Origin of the sequence: Catalinimonas locisalis (genome assembly GCF_038039535.1) — a bacterium.
Classification (GTDB): domain Bacteria; phylum Bacteroidota; class Bacteroidia; order Cytophagales; family Cyclobacteriaceae; genus Catalinimonas.
In genome coordinates this window covers 42,176-58,032 of the sequence record NZ_JBBPHP010000045.1, presented here as the reverse complement: position 1 = coordinate 58,032, position 15,857 = coordinate 42,176, and the positions used below count along the sequence as shown (strand labels likewise).

Below are 15,857 nucleotides of genomic sequence, written 5' to 3'. Positions count from 1 at the left end.
CAGAAATAACAAATAAAATAATGAGGTTCATAGCGTTACTTTTAACACGAAAATAATGATTTCCTACCAATTGGAATGGAAATCTCCAGCTTTGCCTGAATATAGGTTACTATGCTATTTTTAGCAAAAACATATTACTTACTTACCGGCATAAAGGTCAACAGTTTTTTCAGCCACAGCCTGAGTTTTTAAAGTCAGGCGTTGATCGTCTTTGAGCAACTGAGCTTTAAGCTTAGCATAATCCACTTCTTGCACTGGCACTTCATCTTCTATGGCCTGTACAGCCGCAGTAGCAGCACTCTGACCGAGGATCATAAAGACCGGTTCCATACGGATAGAGCCAAAAGCAATATGGGAACTGGATACACAAACCGGAACCAGCAGGTTCTCACAGTCTTCCTTTTTCGGAACAAGTGAGCTGTAGGCTATTTCGTAGGGCTCAGGTACTTTTACGCCTATATCCCCTTCATTCTGCACATAACCATCCGGTTTTACATAACGCTGGATGTTATGTGAATCCATCGTGTAGGACCCCATGCCTACTGAATTTGGCGTTTCTCTCTTGTCCAAAATATCATTTTCAGTCATTACATAGTCACCAATCATACGTCTTGCTTCTCTAACATAGATCTGGTGAGGCCAGTGGCCATTATCTGTAAACTCATCTTTGGCTAATCCCCAGCGACTCATCTCTTCTCTTACCTCTTCGGGCACCTTTGGATCATTAGCCAGGAAGTACATTAACCCCTTCTGGTAGTCTTCATGCTCTTTGATGATCTCCTGGCGTTGTTCATAAGAAGCTTCAGGATACTCATAGTTCATGCCTATATAATCTGTGCTTACCGGACCATGGTTATTGGTATCTGTTTTACGGTTTGGGATAGCATCAAACTTATTAAAAGTCTCTCTCCAGCCTGAAGCAAATACTCTTGCAAGCAACTCATAGCGTGCTGGATCATAGTTGGCAGGCTTGGGAAAGGCTACCTGGTTATCCGGATGGTTGCTGAGACACATACGGAAGCAATATGCCTGAATCTTATCATCACCTTCTCCATATTCACCGGGATCTTCATCAGAAATGAGGGGCAGCAATCCACTGGAGGGATCCCCGGGAATCTTATAAGGGCTGATGTCTTTGTTAAACCAGTGACCATGATGCAATACTCCGGTTTGTATGCCATTCCATTCTTCATCATATACACTGTTGGCTTCCCGGCCAACATGATAACTAACTCCTGCTTCAGCCATTAGGTCTCCCTCATAGGTAGCATCAATGAACATCTTGCCCTGAAAGGTCTTCCCATCTAATGTTGTGAAAGAGATAATCCTGCCGTTTTCTTTTTTTACACCATTGTCCCGGTCCAACCAGGCATTACGATAAAGTTCTATATCATGCTCTTCAATGAAGTCATCAAATACTTTTTCAGCAATATGAGGTTCAAAAATCCACATGGTACGATTCTCTCCATCTAAGGCTACAGTGCCCTGACCTTTGTTACCGTATTCTTCCTTTTTCTGCCACTGCCAGGTTTCAGGCTTCTGGTATTCCTGATAGACTTTATGATAAAATTCCCGAGAAAGACCACCGATCACTTCTTTGTTTCCTGTATCAGTAAAGCCTAATCCTCCCGAGGATAAGCCACCCAGATGAACATCCGGGGATACCATGATAACAGACTTGCCCATGCGGGCTACCTGCACCGCAGCTGTCACCGCGGCTGAAGTACCTCCGTAGATGATGACGTCAGCCGAATGAGTTTCTGCTGAAGGTTCTTCCTGAACGGTGGTAGTTTGAGAACATGAAAAAAGGAATAGTAAAATACACGTAAAATGATAGACAGATAACTTTTTCATACATCTAAAGTTAGGTTGTGATATGTTCATTTATTAATACCTGTTTTGATATTCTTTTAATTTTTCCTCTAATCCAGGTTCTCTGCTTCCTGATGTTGAGAGGTAATTATAAGCTGCATCAGATATATACTTCTTTTCATGTCCTAGTAGTAGGCTTACTTTCTGAACAAGGAAAGGCTCTGGTTGATAGGATTCATTTAAGAGAGTAAATAGCAGATTAGCGATTGCATTATTTTCAATAGGAATTTGCTGAACAATTTTTTCAACAACTTCTGAATTAAGCCTGCAACATTCAGCCAACTGATTGATGATCATTCTTTTTGTACCAAAATCGCACATGGGAAATGCTTCAAAAAGCCTTATCTGAATCTCTCTATCACTCAACTCTGCGTTAATCAAACTTTGGATTGCCTGCTCCTTTAGATAGAAATCTCCTGACTGTATTGTCTCTTGAATTTTGGGGATAAGCTCGGGAAACTCATGCGCCTTTTCTTTAAACTGTCTCACAGCCCAGATTTTATCCTGTCTGTCACTACTAGAAATCATATTACTCAATAAAAGAGAGGAAGCATATGCTGAAGAAATATTCATTACGCTATCCCTACTAGGGCCGTAAACGACATGCCATAATGTATGGGTAGTGTAAGCAGCTCCTTTGATAATATAACCTCTCAAATCTGATTTGGTAGCACCACTTACCCCATCTACCTGCTCCGTATTTGTGTTTCCGGAGGCTATTTCTGCTAAAGTATAATTTGCCAACAGTGATTGAGGGTCATTTAATAAAGAATGCAGTTTTTCATAATCATGCTCTGTAAAAGGCTCATGTTCATTTTTTGTCAACACCTCACCTTCACCTAATTGATAGCCTAAATAATTTCCTGAAACTGTCCAGTAAATATTAAGATATACTGGTAAGCAAACGCCTTCCAGGCAGACACCTGTCCGTATTTCACGGTAAATAGCCAGTGGACTATTCCGCTCTGAAAAACAGATATATACAGTATCGTTGGGAATTGTATCCTGAAAATTAACGAGCCTTTCTTCCACGTGCACAATTTTCCCTGGATGGAATGCTCCATTAAAATACTGTCGTTTTTCATTTTGCAGAAACTGAAAGCCCAGTGCAAGTATTAAGGTGCTGATCAAAAGTATGGCATCAACTTTCATTTATCATTCTTTTTCCCAGGGTAACAATACCTGATCATCAGGCTGACTCATAGTTTTGTATGCACGAGCAGCCATATTCACTTTATGTTGTGGTTCATTGTATACTCGGATTTCACAGATTCCACCAGAAGGTTTTTCTTCTTCCAGTACCACTCTCAGACTGGATGTATTTACTTTTCCCACTGGTAGAACAAAGCGTCTGTATGCCTGGGAATTTTCAACTATTCTCAATGTTTCCCAATTACCTTCTCTCTTTTTCTCTAATCTAAATTTTTTTGGTGCCAGTTCACCGCGGTTCTGAAACACCACATGTACCACATTAAAAGACTGAGGAGTTGCCCAATTTAGCTCAAGCCAATGAGGTCCTTTTTGTGTTGAATCAGGAATCCATGCATTAAAATGGAATTCAGCATGGGGAAAAGCAGAAGGTAGCCTTGCCCGGGCATAACCATTAGTTACTTCGCTTGCCGGAGTTAACTCACTTGAAGCTTTTGCACTTGCCATGAGTGCCAGATCCTCGGGGTCCTGGTTTGGCAGTTCTATCAGATATGCTCCTTGTTTCAGTAACTTTTGTTGCAACAGGTCTAAATGCGATTGGTATATACCTCGTGGTGAGGTATTTTCCTTTATAGCCATACCAGCGGCAGTACCAGTAGCCTGCCCAATCACACCGCAGGTTAACATGACACGGGTAGCAGTCAGTGCCACGTGCGTTACTGATATATCACGGCCTGCCATCATTAAGTTATTAATATTTTTGGAATATAGGCTCCGATAAGGAATGGAGTGAAGCACACCCCGATGGGTGTGATTATTTAACCTTTCCTGATCAAAAAAACCTAGCGAGGGATGGTCATCAAGTCCCCAGCCACCATAAGCAACCCTGTCCTTCAAAAGAGGCTGGTCTGTAACGTCCCGTTCTGACATCACATAGTCCCCTTTTAAACGATAACTTTCCCGCATTCCCACTACATGTCCTACCCAGACTAGTTTCTTGTCCATCGCTTCCTCTTTCCATTCCGTGCAATGGTTTTTTAAATGATCCCAGATACCATAGATTAATTTGAAAAGATCATCTCTCACTGCTTCAGCGTTGGCATATGTTTTTTCAGTACCTCCCAGTTCTATGACCCATTGGCTATCAATAGGTCCGATTTTAGGGTGTCGTCCCTTTCCAAAATCACTGCACTGAGGGAAGGAATATACCCAGGAGGGGCTTTTGAAGGGCTGTGGTGAAGCTTGTGGCTCATACCAGTACTTTAAAGAGCTGGGAAGTGTGGTAGTGTCAGCTTCTTCAGGAGCTTTGGTTTCGTTGTACATATCTTGGGATTCCCTGCCATACATATAAGCTGCTCCTGCCTTCACACCTATGATTCCATTGCCTGTACAGTCAATAAATAACTTTCCACTGAACCTTAATCGCTGACCTTCAGGCAAACCTATACAGAGGACACTTGCTATATTAGTTTCACTTTCCATTTCCACCCCAGTAGCATGCGTATTAAGAAACAAGTCAAGATTCGGCTCAGATTCTACCAGTCTTAATAGCCTGCTAGGATAAAGTTTTCCGTCAGTAAAATAACGTTGGTTTCCGTATGCTGCTATTTCTTCAATCAACCCGGTTTCTCTTACATCATATTTTTTATGTTCTTCTTCCAATTTAGTTTGCACAACCCCTACCGGTGGTACCAGAATTTCCAGGCTGGCATTTCCCCCTAACATTTTTCGGTTTTGGATTAATACTGTTCTTGCACCTTCACGGGCAGCAGCTACTGCTGCTAAAGTTCCGGAGATACCTCCTCCCACAACCACTACATCGTAGTGACCCACATCCTTAGTTTCCAGGCTTACAGCCCCATAACGCTCCCGAAGTTTTGCAATGTCATTCTGCTCAACAGGGGGCGTCCAATCTAAATCCGAACTAAAAACAATTACATCACAGCGGCCATAGTATCCTGTCAAATCCTTTAAGCGAAGTTCGTTAACATTCTTCAGTGAAACCACTCCTCCATCCTCCCAAACCCAACCCTCCTTGCCACTCTCACCAAAAGTTTTAGCGGTTTGCTTATTATTAATATGTAATTCAAATTTCCCAGGATGAGCCTCAGGGCTCCAGTCGTGGCTGCGAACCCATATCCTAAAGCTCCCAGATTTACTGGTTTTGAAGGTAGAGACGGCATCATCTACTGGTGTTCCCAAGCCTGCGGCCAGCAGATAAGGGGAGCCCATCTGGTCTATAAATTGCCAGTCATTGGTCCACCCCCCAATATTATCTAATTGTTCCGCTTCTAACCATACAATTTCCTGGCTCACCACCATATAAGGGAAGAGCAAAAATACTAACAACGTGAAATATTTGAATAACAATCTGGCTGTTACATGTAAAGCTTTCATATCGTGTAATTTAAATTGTCATCAATATTTCAAAACTACCTTTCCAACTCCTGCCTGAGGTGCTATTTTAAATAAGTTCCCCGCCTCACTTTTTTATTTTTACATTGCCGGTGCTAATCGTTGTTTGTCCTTCAGCAAAACTTCTCTTAAGCTTTCATAAGGCAAGTCTTGCAATGCAAGATTTTTGTCTATTGCCAATGATGCTGCTGTGGCAGCGGATTGCCCTAATACCATGAAGACAGGTTCCATACGGATTGAACCAAAAGCGATGTGCGTGGCAGAAAGACATATAGGCACCAGCAGGTTAGTACATTCATTCTCTTTGGGAACAATTGCCCGATAGCTAATGGGATAGGGACCTGCAACTTTAGCCTGTACATTTCCTTCGTTTTGCACATACCCATTAGCATCCACATAACGCTGAATATTGTGAGAATCCATACCATAGGCTGCCAGTCCCACTGGATCTTCGGCTACTTCCATGCCTTCACAATGATGCTGAGTCATCACATAGTCACTCACCATCCGTCTGGCTTCTCTTATGTACAGCTGCTGCTGCCAGCCATCTTCTCTCTCAAACTCATCCTTTGTAGTGCCCCAGCGGGACACTTCGTTCCTAACTCTTTCTGGTATTCGTGGATGATAAGCCAGGCTCCACATTAGTCCCTTCTGGTAATTGCGATGGGCCTCTACTATTTTTTTCCTTTCTTCATAAGATGCTTCCGGATAATTCCAATTTTGTCCAATGAAGTCAGTGGAAAAGCCGTGGTTATTGTTGGTATCAGTCTTGCGGTTAGGCATTGCCGAGTTGATCCAGGGAAGCTTATCAAAACCAGCTTCATAATTCCGAAAAAGTAATTCATAATCGCGCTCATTATATCCGGCAGGCTTTTCAAAAGGAATCTTGTTTTCCGGATGGTCCGTCAGGCACATTCGGAAACCATAAGCTTGAATCTTTTTGTCAGCACTACCATCTACACCTGGGCCACCTTTAACGATAAAAGGCAATAAACCGCTGGAGGGATCTCCTTTTACCACATAGGGATCTACTCTATCAACAAAATTATGATTATAGGCATTCAAGGATGGTTGTCGTGTGAGCGTAACACTCCAGTCATTGGCCTGTACTCCATTCAAAGTTTCTCCATACTGCTCATTTGCTTCCCGGCCAAGAGTGTAGCTTACACCTGCTGCCGCCATCAAATCTCCCTCATAAGTAGCATCAATAAACATTTTACCCTCATACACTTCACCACTTTCCATTTCTATCTGAGTAATGGATGTTCCTCTTTTCGTTACTCCATCTTTTCTGTTAAGTTTTTGATCATATACCAATGTCACATCTTCTTCGGCAAGCATATCCTTATAGACCTGCAAGGCTGCTGAAGGTTCAAAGGTCCACATGGCATCTTCTCCTTCAGTAGTACGCGTCTGTCCTCCATCCTGATATTCTTCTTTTTTCTGCCATTTCCAGTTAGAGGGATCTTCGTAGTATTTCTTGATATTCTGGTAAAATTCTCTGGAAATTCCTCCAATGGCTTGTTTATTACCAATATCTGTTTGCCCCAAGCCTCCGGTGGTAAGCCCTCCTATTCTTTGATAAGGCTCAATCAATAGTACACTTTTGCCCATCCTTGAGCTTTGAATTGCCGCTGCTACCCCAGCTGATGTGCCTCCATAAATGACAATGTCGTATGCTTTTTGACTAAACCCTGAAAAGATTAAGCCCAGCAGAAAAGCTGATAATAATATAGTCTTCTTCATATGCTTTAAATGCTTATTTAATAAATATTCTTAGTTCCTTCCTTTCAATCTACAGCTAGCCTTCTACTTTGATGGATCCAGCCGCTGTTTGTCCTTAAGCAAAACCTCTTTCAAACTCTCATAAGGCAGGTCTTGCAATGCAACACCTTTGTCTATCGCCAATGACGCGGCTGTGGCAGCTGATTGCCCCAACACCATGAAGACAGGCTCCATACGAATTGAACCAAAAGCAATGTGCGAAGCAGAGAGACAAACAGGTACCACTAGGTTAGTTGCTTCACCTTCTTTGGGAACAATGGACCTGAAACTTATAGGATAAGGGCCCGCCACTTTACATTCTACATTCCCTTCATTCTGCACATAACCGTTGGCATCTATGAAACGCTGAATATGATGGGAATCCATACCGTATGCTGCTAATCCTATGGGGTCTTCTGCTACTTCTAAGGCTTCACAATGATGCTGGGTCATCACATAGTCACTTACCATCCGCCTGGCTTCTCTGATATATAATTGCTGTTGCCAGCCATCCTCCCTTGCAAATTCATCCTTGGATGTTCCCCAGCGAGATACTTCCTCCCTTACCTTTTCTGGAATTCTGGGATGGTTGGCCAGCGTCCACATCAGACCTTTCTGATAGTTTCTATGTTCTTCAATGATTCTTTCCCGCTCCTCGTAGGAAGCTTCAGGGTAATCATAATTCTGCCCTATAAAGTCTGTAGAAAAACCATATTTATTGTTTGTATCAGTCTTTCGGTTAGGCATATTAGAATTGATCCAGGGAGCGATTGAACTTCCATAATCGTACATTTCTTCTAAAGGTCCTTTTGCTGCTTCATAATTTCTGATGAGTAATTCATAATTGCGCTCATCATAGTTGGCAGGCTTTTCAAAGGGAATACGATTCTCAGGATGATCAGTCAAACACATGCGAAAGCAGTATGCCTGAATCTTATTATCTCCACTTCCATCTATACCCGGTCCTTCGGTATTGACATAAGGTAGTACACCACTGGATGGATCTCCTTTGACCACATAGGGATCTACGCCTGCTATAAAGTTATGGTGGCGGCCGTTCCTTGATACTGTTCCAAGCAGGGACAAGCTGATTTTATTTGCCTGTACTCCATTCAAAGTTTCTCCGTACTGTTCATTTGACTCTCGGCCAAGGGTATAGCTTACATCAGCAGCTGCCATCAAATCCCCTTCGTAAGTAGCATCAATAAACATTTTACCATTATAAACTTCACCACTTTCCATTTCAATTTGCGAAATAACAGCCCCCTCTTTTTTTACACCACTTTCTCTATTCAGTTTTTTGTCATAAACTAAATCTACCTCTTCTTCGGCAAGCATATCCTTATAGACCTGCAAGGCCGCTGAAGGTTCAAAGGTCCACATAGCATCTTCTCCTTCAGCAGTCCGGGTTTGTCCTCCATCCATATACTCCTCTCTATCCTGCCATTTCCAATTAGAAGGATCATTATAGTACTTGCGAATGTTCTGATAAAATTCTCTGGATATCCCTCCAATAGCTTGTTTATTACCAATATCTGTTTGCCCCAAGCCTCCGGTGGTAAGCCCTCCTATCCTTTGATAAGGCTCAATCAACAAGACACTTTTGCCCATCCTTGAGCTTTGAATTGCCGCTGCAACCCCAGCTGATGTGCCTCCATAAATAACAATGTCGTATGTATTATTTTGTGCTTTTTGGCTAAACCCTGAGCCAACTAAGCCCAGCAGAAAAGCGAATAATAATATAGTGTTCTTCATATCTTTTTAGTTCTGTGCCATTTTTGCTGTATTTTCAAGTAATGGATCCTCTTTAAGCTTTTGTTGAATATCCGCTATCTCTACCTTCTGAACAGGCACACCCTGATCAATGGCTAATGATGCGGCTACTGCTGCAGATTGGGCAAGCACCATAAATACCGGTTCCATTCTGATAGACCCATAAGCTATGTGAGATGCAGAGAGACAAACGGGTACAAGAAGATTTTCACACTCTTCTCTCCTGGGAGTGATAGAACGGTAAGCAACGGGATAAGGAGGGAAGCCATGAACCTGTATATCTCCCTCATTTTTCACCTGTGCACCTCCTTTTCCATCATCAACCACAATCCGCTGGATGTGATGGGAATCCATACCATAAGCAGCCATTCCCACCTGATCTTCAACTACCTTATCTCCTACTACATTATGTTGGGTCATAACATATTCGCCGATCATTCTTCTTGCTTCCCGCACATATAGTTGAGTGGGGAAATGATTATTGTCCACAAATTCATCTTCGCAGTACCCCAGGGACAACATTTTATTCCTTAGTTCTTCGGGTACTCTTTCATCATGACCGAGGAAATATAAAAGACCTTTGGTATAGTCTTCATGAGCCTTCCAGATATTAGCACGGGTTTCATAATCGGCTTCAGGATATTCATGATTCATACCGATCATGTCCGTGGAAAACCCACCTTTATTATTCACATCCATATCTCCCTTGGGCATGCTCCACCTGGCAAGCAGATAATCATTGATATCAGTACTCTTTTGCTTTTCAATAAGCCGGGCTAGTAAAGTATACTTTTCCGGATCATAGTTTTCCGGTTTACTTATGGGCACCTGATTGGTAGTATCCTGGGTAAGACATAAACGAAAATTATATGCCTGCACTTTCTTGTCACCACTACCAATAGGATCCAGCTTATCATCACTAATCCCCCATAGTAAGCCACTTTCCGGATTTCCTTCTTCTACATAGGGATCTACCCCATCAGGAAATTGATGCCGGTTAACGGGTACTCTACTAAAATAGTCAACTTTGATAGAATCAATATCCGCGGGCAGCTCTTCCGGATACAGTTGTACTCCATTAAGTGACTCATTGTATACATCAGCAGCTTCCCTTCCGACTACATAAGAGACCCCTGCTTTAGGAAGCAAATCACCTTCATAGCTACAATCCAGAAACACCTTTGCTTTTATATTAATCTCCTGATGTGAAGTAGGGTCGGCACTATCCATTAAAGCTATTTCAATAATATTTTTATCTTCGGTAACTGCTCCGGAAATTCTCTTTTGAAACAATACTTCCAGGTCTGCTTCATCCAAATACTGCTGTATGGTATTAGTAGCCACAGAGGGCTCAAAAGCCCACTGCTCGGGCTTACCATAAGCTTTTCCAACTCTTTTGTAAAAATCCAGAGCCAGTCCGCTAACAGCTTCTTTGTTCCCAAAATCGGTCCAGCCCAACCCCCCGGTAGTCATTCCTCCCAGGTATTTACCAGGTTCTATCAGCAAGACTGATTTACCCATTTTTTTCGCGGAATAGGCTGCTATTACACCGGCAGCAGTACCGCCATACACACAGATATCTACTTCCCTAACATTTTCCTGCTCATTTGGGGAAGAACAGCCAAGGAAACCTATTAAAATAAAACAAACTATATTTCTGATGATCATATCAAGTCTTTTCAAGCGTAAAATCAAAGAATGATAAGTAGAACGACTTTGAAGTCGTTCTACTAAAGTTAGATTACAGTTTAAAAATTAAAGTAAGGCAATCACCCTAATACCCTGGATTCTGTTCAAGCTCGGGATTTGTCTCCAGTTCAATACGTGGAATAGGCCAGAGATAATCTCTTGCCGGATCAAATGTGCGGGTTTCAATGATAACCATTTGATCTGCGTTGCTTACATTGTCATAACTAGGGGTACCGATTTCATCAATTTCAGGAGCCTCAGACAAGAAACCTGTCTCTATCCTTCCTCTGAGAGGACCAGGCATCACTTCATGAGCTATCCTCCAACGACGGATATCAAAATACCTTAAGCCCTCCATTCCAAGCTCATGTCTCCGCTCCTTCCTTAAGATGTTACGAAGTTCCTGCTGACTTTTTCCCTGAGTGATTTCAGGCATTTCTACAGTAGGTCTGGTCCGTATCGCATTGATTGCATCATATACAGACTGGTCGATTTCGTTCATTTCTATTTTTGCCTCTGCATAATTGAGCAGTACCTCAGCATACCGAAATAGAATGATATCCTGCTCACTGTTGGATACATCTGTAGGGTAATCCATAGGGTCTACGTGCTTCCTATACAGATAACCTGTAAAGGAGGAATATGGATGTGGAGCCTCTGTATTTTCAATGCGCACCGGAGGAGTCTCATTGTAGTTCCAGACCATAGTACTGTCAGGGTTTGTATTAAAAACAAATCCCACATACACACTATTCGGTACTACCAGGGTATAGTTTAAGCGTGAATCTCTGTTTTCAAAAGGATTCATTGGGTCATACAAAGGAGACTCATCAATGGGTAAACCGTCAATCGCATCATAAGTATCTACCATATCCTGTGGTGGTTTCTTATTAGAGTGCCCTAATGCCATCCTGGAGAAAAAGTTGCGGGGCATAGCATGGGTTTGTACTCCTCTTAAATATTGTACTGACATGATGATTTCAGGGGAATCTTCACCTGCATATTTAAATAATTCAGCATAGTCATCATGTAATTGATATGTACCTAAGTCCATCAAAGTTTTCGCAGCTTCTGCTGCCTCTGCCCAACGTTCGTTGTAAAGCGCTACTCTGGATTTAAGCGCCAAAGCCACACCCTTAGTGGCCCTACCTTTATTCTCGGGTTCGGAAGGAAGGATGTCAATGATTTCATCCAGCTCAGCCAGCATAAAATCAACAACTTCAGATTTTGGCGTTCTTGGCATTTGTGCCTCTTCCAAAGATGTTTCTTCTACTAATAATGGAATGTCACCGTAGAGCTCACTCAGGTAGGAATAAAAATACACTCTTAAAAACCGCACCTCTGCCAATAAGCGATTATATTTTTCTGCATCCATTTCACTGGCCAGTTGAGATGACCCGGATATAATAAAATTACTACGGCCTATGCCACGATAAAATGCCGTCCAAAAAGACCCGGTAAAATCATTATCAGAATTCGCATCTCCTCTGCCAAGTGCCTGCAAGCCGCTTCCGTTACGATCCCAACCATTATCAGAAGCAAACTCCAACGATAATACGAAGGGATGTCCTACTCCCGGAGGGTGAAACCAGAGCGTGTTGTAAACGCCCGTGACCGCTAGTTCTAATTCTGTTTCATTGGTTAGAAAATTTTCCGAAGAAGGAGAATCTAAAGGTAATCTTTCCAGATATTCCTCACAGGAATAATTTATGAAGCACAAACAAAATATGGTTATGTATCTAAGTAGTTTCATCGTTGCAGTATTTTGAAATTAAAAACTAAGGTTCAACCCGGCAGTAAACACTTTCATTTGCGGATACCACCCACCGTTACTTACAGGAGCTTCCGGATCATATCCCTCGTAAAAATTATCAATGGTAAACAAATTTCGCCCGCTCAGATAAATACGTAAGCGTTGAACATTATTAATAACACCTTGAGGAATAGTATAACCGATTTGAATATTTTGTAGCCTCAAATAAGAAGCATCCTTCATCCAAAAGCTTGAGTTCTGTTCATTGTTGACCTGATTAAATGCCAGGCGGGGATAGCTGGCATCTGTATTATCAGGAGTCCAACGATCTTTATGTTGTTCTTGTACCGTACCTCCCAGATAGAAGGGCATAATACCCTGGCCAAATAAATAGCCATCTGCTTTACCTACACCCTGCAGAAACAAAGAAAAATCAAATGCTTTATAATCCAGATTAAACCTGGCTCCATAGGTATATCTGGGGATGGGACTTCCAATCACGACCTGATCCTGGTCGTTAATGATGCCATCATTATTGATGTCCTGGTATTTAATATCACCAGGTGCAATAGTACCAAACTGTGTAGCATGATCTTCTACTTCATCCTCTGATTGAAAAAGGCCTAAAGCCCGATAACCAAAAAATGAACCTATGGGATACCCCTCGCGGTCTACCTGAAGGCCACTCTGTTGTATGCCTTTCATGTCTAACACTTCGTTTTTCACATCAGAAAGGTTGAAGGTAATGCTATAATTCAGCTCACCTACTCTATCACGATAGGTCGTTACAAAATCCCAACCTCTGTTCTCTACTACTCCGGCATTTTGAAAGGGAGCTTCTAGGCCTAGCGTCTGAGGAATGTTCAGTTGCAGGAGAATATCATTGGTTAATCTGTAATAGTAATCAAAAGTAATATCCAGCTTACCCCACAGGTTGGCTTCAATTCCAATGTCGGTGGTCTCAGATGTCTCCCATACGATATCCGGATTGGCCATATTCGTTAATGCAGCACCCGGGGAAATTGCATTATTAAAAACATAATCAGTATTACCTCCACCAATTTGAATGAATGCAGCATAAGGATATAACCCTATGTTCTGGTTACCTAATTGTCCCCAGGAAGCACGCAACTTCAAATGGTCTACAACATCAGATACTCCCTGCATAAAGGGCTCTTCAGATATTCTCCAGGCAGCAGAAAAGGAAGGAAACACACCGTGTCGGTTGCCTTCGGCAAAACGCGAAGAGCCATCACGCCGCACATTAGCCTCCAGCAAATAGCGATCCCGGAAGTTATATTTTAACCTTCCAAATAAAGATTGTAATGCCCAATGGGTTCCTGAGCCTCTTGTTAATTCATTTGCCCGGTTTCCAGCATCAATTTCCTGATACTCAGGTAAAGGAAAAACTTCTCTATATGCTGAAACCCAGTTACTCGTCTGGTCCTCTTGTTGATATCCAGCTAAAAAACTTAGCTGATGCATATCATTAAAGCTCTTATCTACCGTAACTATAGCTCGTAGGTTATTATACCATTCACGATCAAAGCGTTCGGTCAGTGAATTTCTCTGAGGCACAAAATGAGTAGGCGTAACCCCATCTCTGGCATAAGTTTGTGTTATATTGTAAAACCTGACTTCATGGGGATTTTCAAACCTTGGCGCATACATCACCTCTGCTGAAAGCCAATCCGTAAACTGATAATTAGCTCTAAAATTAAGGATAGCATCAAGGTTTTCAATAGTCCATATTCCTCCGTCTTTTGCCCGCGCTAAAGGGTGATCTCCATTCCAGCCCTCTCCATACAAGCCATTGGACAATAAACCCACTTCATTAGACGGGATACGACGCATCCAATGGAATACATAACCTGTTCCGTTTGAAGGTTGATTTTGTACAGTACGACGAAGGAAAACATCCATGGAAGTTGTCAACTTATCCGTAATGTTTATGTCAGAGTTCAAGCGAATGTTAAACCTGTTAAAATCTGTATTGGGTATGATTCCATCCTGATCTAAATAACTAAGAGAAGCAAATAATTTAGCCCTTTCATTTCCCGCATTGATATTTAAATTATGATTTTGCATCAGGGCACTATTCTTCATGGTCAATTCCTGCCAATCCGTATCGGGATACTGATCTGAAGGCATTTCATTTCTGTGTGTCTCAATTTGCTCTGGTGTCCAAATAGGTGTAAGGCCAACATTTGTATACGCTTCACTCATGAGCTCCATATGGTCAGCTCCATTGACGATATTCGGCATATCGGTTGGGGTTTGTAGACCTACATAGCCATTGTAGTTTACACTTACTCCTTCTTTACCCCGTTTAGTAGTAACCAGAATTACTCCATTTGCAGCACGAGCACCGTAGATTGCTGCAGAGGCTGCATCTTTCAGGATTGATATATTCTCAATAGCATTAGGGTCTACATTACTGAGGTCAGTTTCCACTCCATCTACCATAACCAGAGGGTTACTATCCCCCAAAGTGCCAACACCTCTGATCCTTATATTACCTCCATCCGAACCAGGTTGCCCAGAACGCTGGGTAACTGTAACACCGGGAGCCACTCCCTGTAAGGCCATCGTAGTTTGTCCGACAGGTATCTCTTCCAATTCACTCCCATCAATTGAGCTGACAGATCCGGTAACATTAACTTTCTTCTCCGTACCATAACCTACTACGACCACCTCTTCTAAACTACGTACATCCTCTTCTAAAACTACATTAATGGTAGATCTTCCGTTTACTCCGATTTCACGTGATATGTATCCTATTGAAGAAAAGAGTAATGTATCACTGTCATTAGGTACATTAAGACTATAAGCTCCTTCTACGTCGGTAACCGTTCCAGTGCTGCTGCCTTTAATAATAACATTGACACCGGGAAGAGGCTGCCCACTTCCCTGATCGGAAACAACTCCTTGTACAGTCAAAGCCACTTTAGCTATTTCAACATCCTTTGCTTTTTCTCCCTTTAGCTTAGGTTTTACATTAATCACATCATTGTATTGTCGGAATTTTAAATTTGACTGTCGGGAAAAATCTATCAAAATTTCAAACAATGACTGCTTCTGGTAATTCCCATTTATCTTCTTTTCCTTAACGTCACTGATGTTGTAGGAGAAGCTAAAGCCGGTAGCTTCTTCTATCTTCTTAAATGCCGAAATGACATCTTCATTATTGAATTCAAGCGTGGTATATACCTCTTTTACATTTTTACCTGCCTGCTTATTTTCTGCAGAGGCTGCCGTCATTCTAAAAAGTAAAGCCTGCAATAGCAGGAGTGCCAGAAAGAATCTCCAGCACTTGCCTAAGTGTTGTAGTAGTGTTGACATGAGTATAAGTTTTAGGTGTGTAAGTATTAAAAAAACCTGTTAGGTCTTGTAGTCAGCGTAAACTTCTAGCTGCTGTTTAAAAATTGCCTCATTTGTTTAA

Annotated in this window: 8 protein-coding genes; all 8 read right to left on the bottom strand. The window is 42.0% G+C overall.

The window, feature by feature from the left end; genetic code table 11:
- Positions 1-138: 138 nt before the first annotated feature.
- Positions 139-1,854 carry an FAD-dependent oxidoreductase gene (locus tag WJR50_RS29320; RefSeq protein ID WP_341296890.1) on the bottom strand — a complete coding sequence of 572 codons (1,716 nt, stop codon included), beginning with the start codon at positions 1,852-1,854 and terminating at the stop codon, positions 139-141.
- Between the two features lie 33 nt (positions 1,855-1,887).
- Positions 1,888-3,024: a hypothetical protein gene (locus WJR50_RS29315; protein ID WP_341296889.1), complete on the bottom strand. Its 1,137-nt coding sequence runs from the start codon at positions 3,022-3,024 to the stop codon at positions 1,888-1,890.
- Between the two features lie 3 nt (positions 3,025-3,027).
- Entirely contained in the window at positions 3,028-5,418 is a 2,391-nt protein-coding gene (locus tag WJR50_RS29310; RefSeq protein WP_341296888.1) for an FAD-dependent oxidoreductase, read from the bottom strand.
- A 99-nt stretch (positions 5,419-5,517) separates the two neighbouring features.
- Complete coding sequence (locus WJR50_RS29305; protein WP_341296887.1) at positions 5,518-7,182, bottom strand: FAD-dependent oxidoreductase; 1,665 nt, start codon at positions 7,180-7,182, stop codon at positions 5,518-5,520.
- Positions 7,183-7,245: 63 nt separating this feature from the next.
- Positions 7,246-8,955, bottom strand: coding sequence for an FAD-dependent oxidoreductase (locus WJR50_RS29300; RefSeq protein WP_341296886.1), 1,710 nt, complete (start codon positions 8,953-8,955; stop codon positions 7,246-7,248).
- Between the two features lie 6 nt (positions 8,956-8,961).
- Positions 8,962-10,641 carry an FAD-dependent oxidoreductase gene (locus WJR50_RS29295; protein WP_341296885.1) on the bottom strand — a complete coding sequence of 560 codons (1,680 nt, stop codon included), beginning with the start codon at positions 10,639-10,641 and terminating at the stop codon, positions 8,962-8,964.
- A 106-nt stretch (positions 10,642-10,747) separates the two neighbouring features.
- Positions 10,748-12,382 (bottom strand): RagB/SusD family nutrient uptake outer membrane protein, encoded by a 1,635-nt coding sequence (locus tag WJR50_RS29290; protein WP_341296884.1) that lies wholly within the window; start codon positions 12,380-12,382, stop codon positions 10,748-10,750.
- Between the two features lie 51 nt (positions 12,383-12,433).
- Complete coding sequence (locus tag WJR50_RS29285; RefSeq protein WP_341296883.1) at positions 12,434-15,757, bottom strand: SusC/RagA family TonB-linked outer membrane protein; 3,324 nt, start codon at positions 15,755-15,757, stop codon at positions 12,434-12,436.
- Positions 15,758-15,857: the final 100 nt, after the last annotated feature.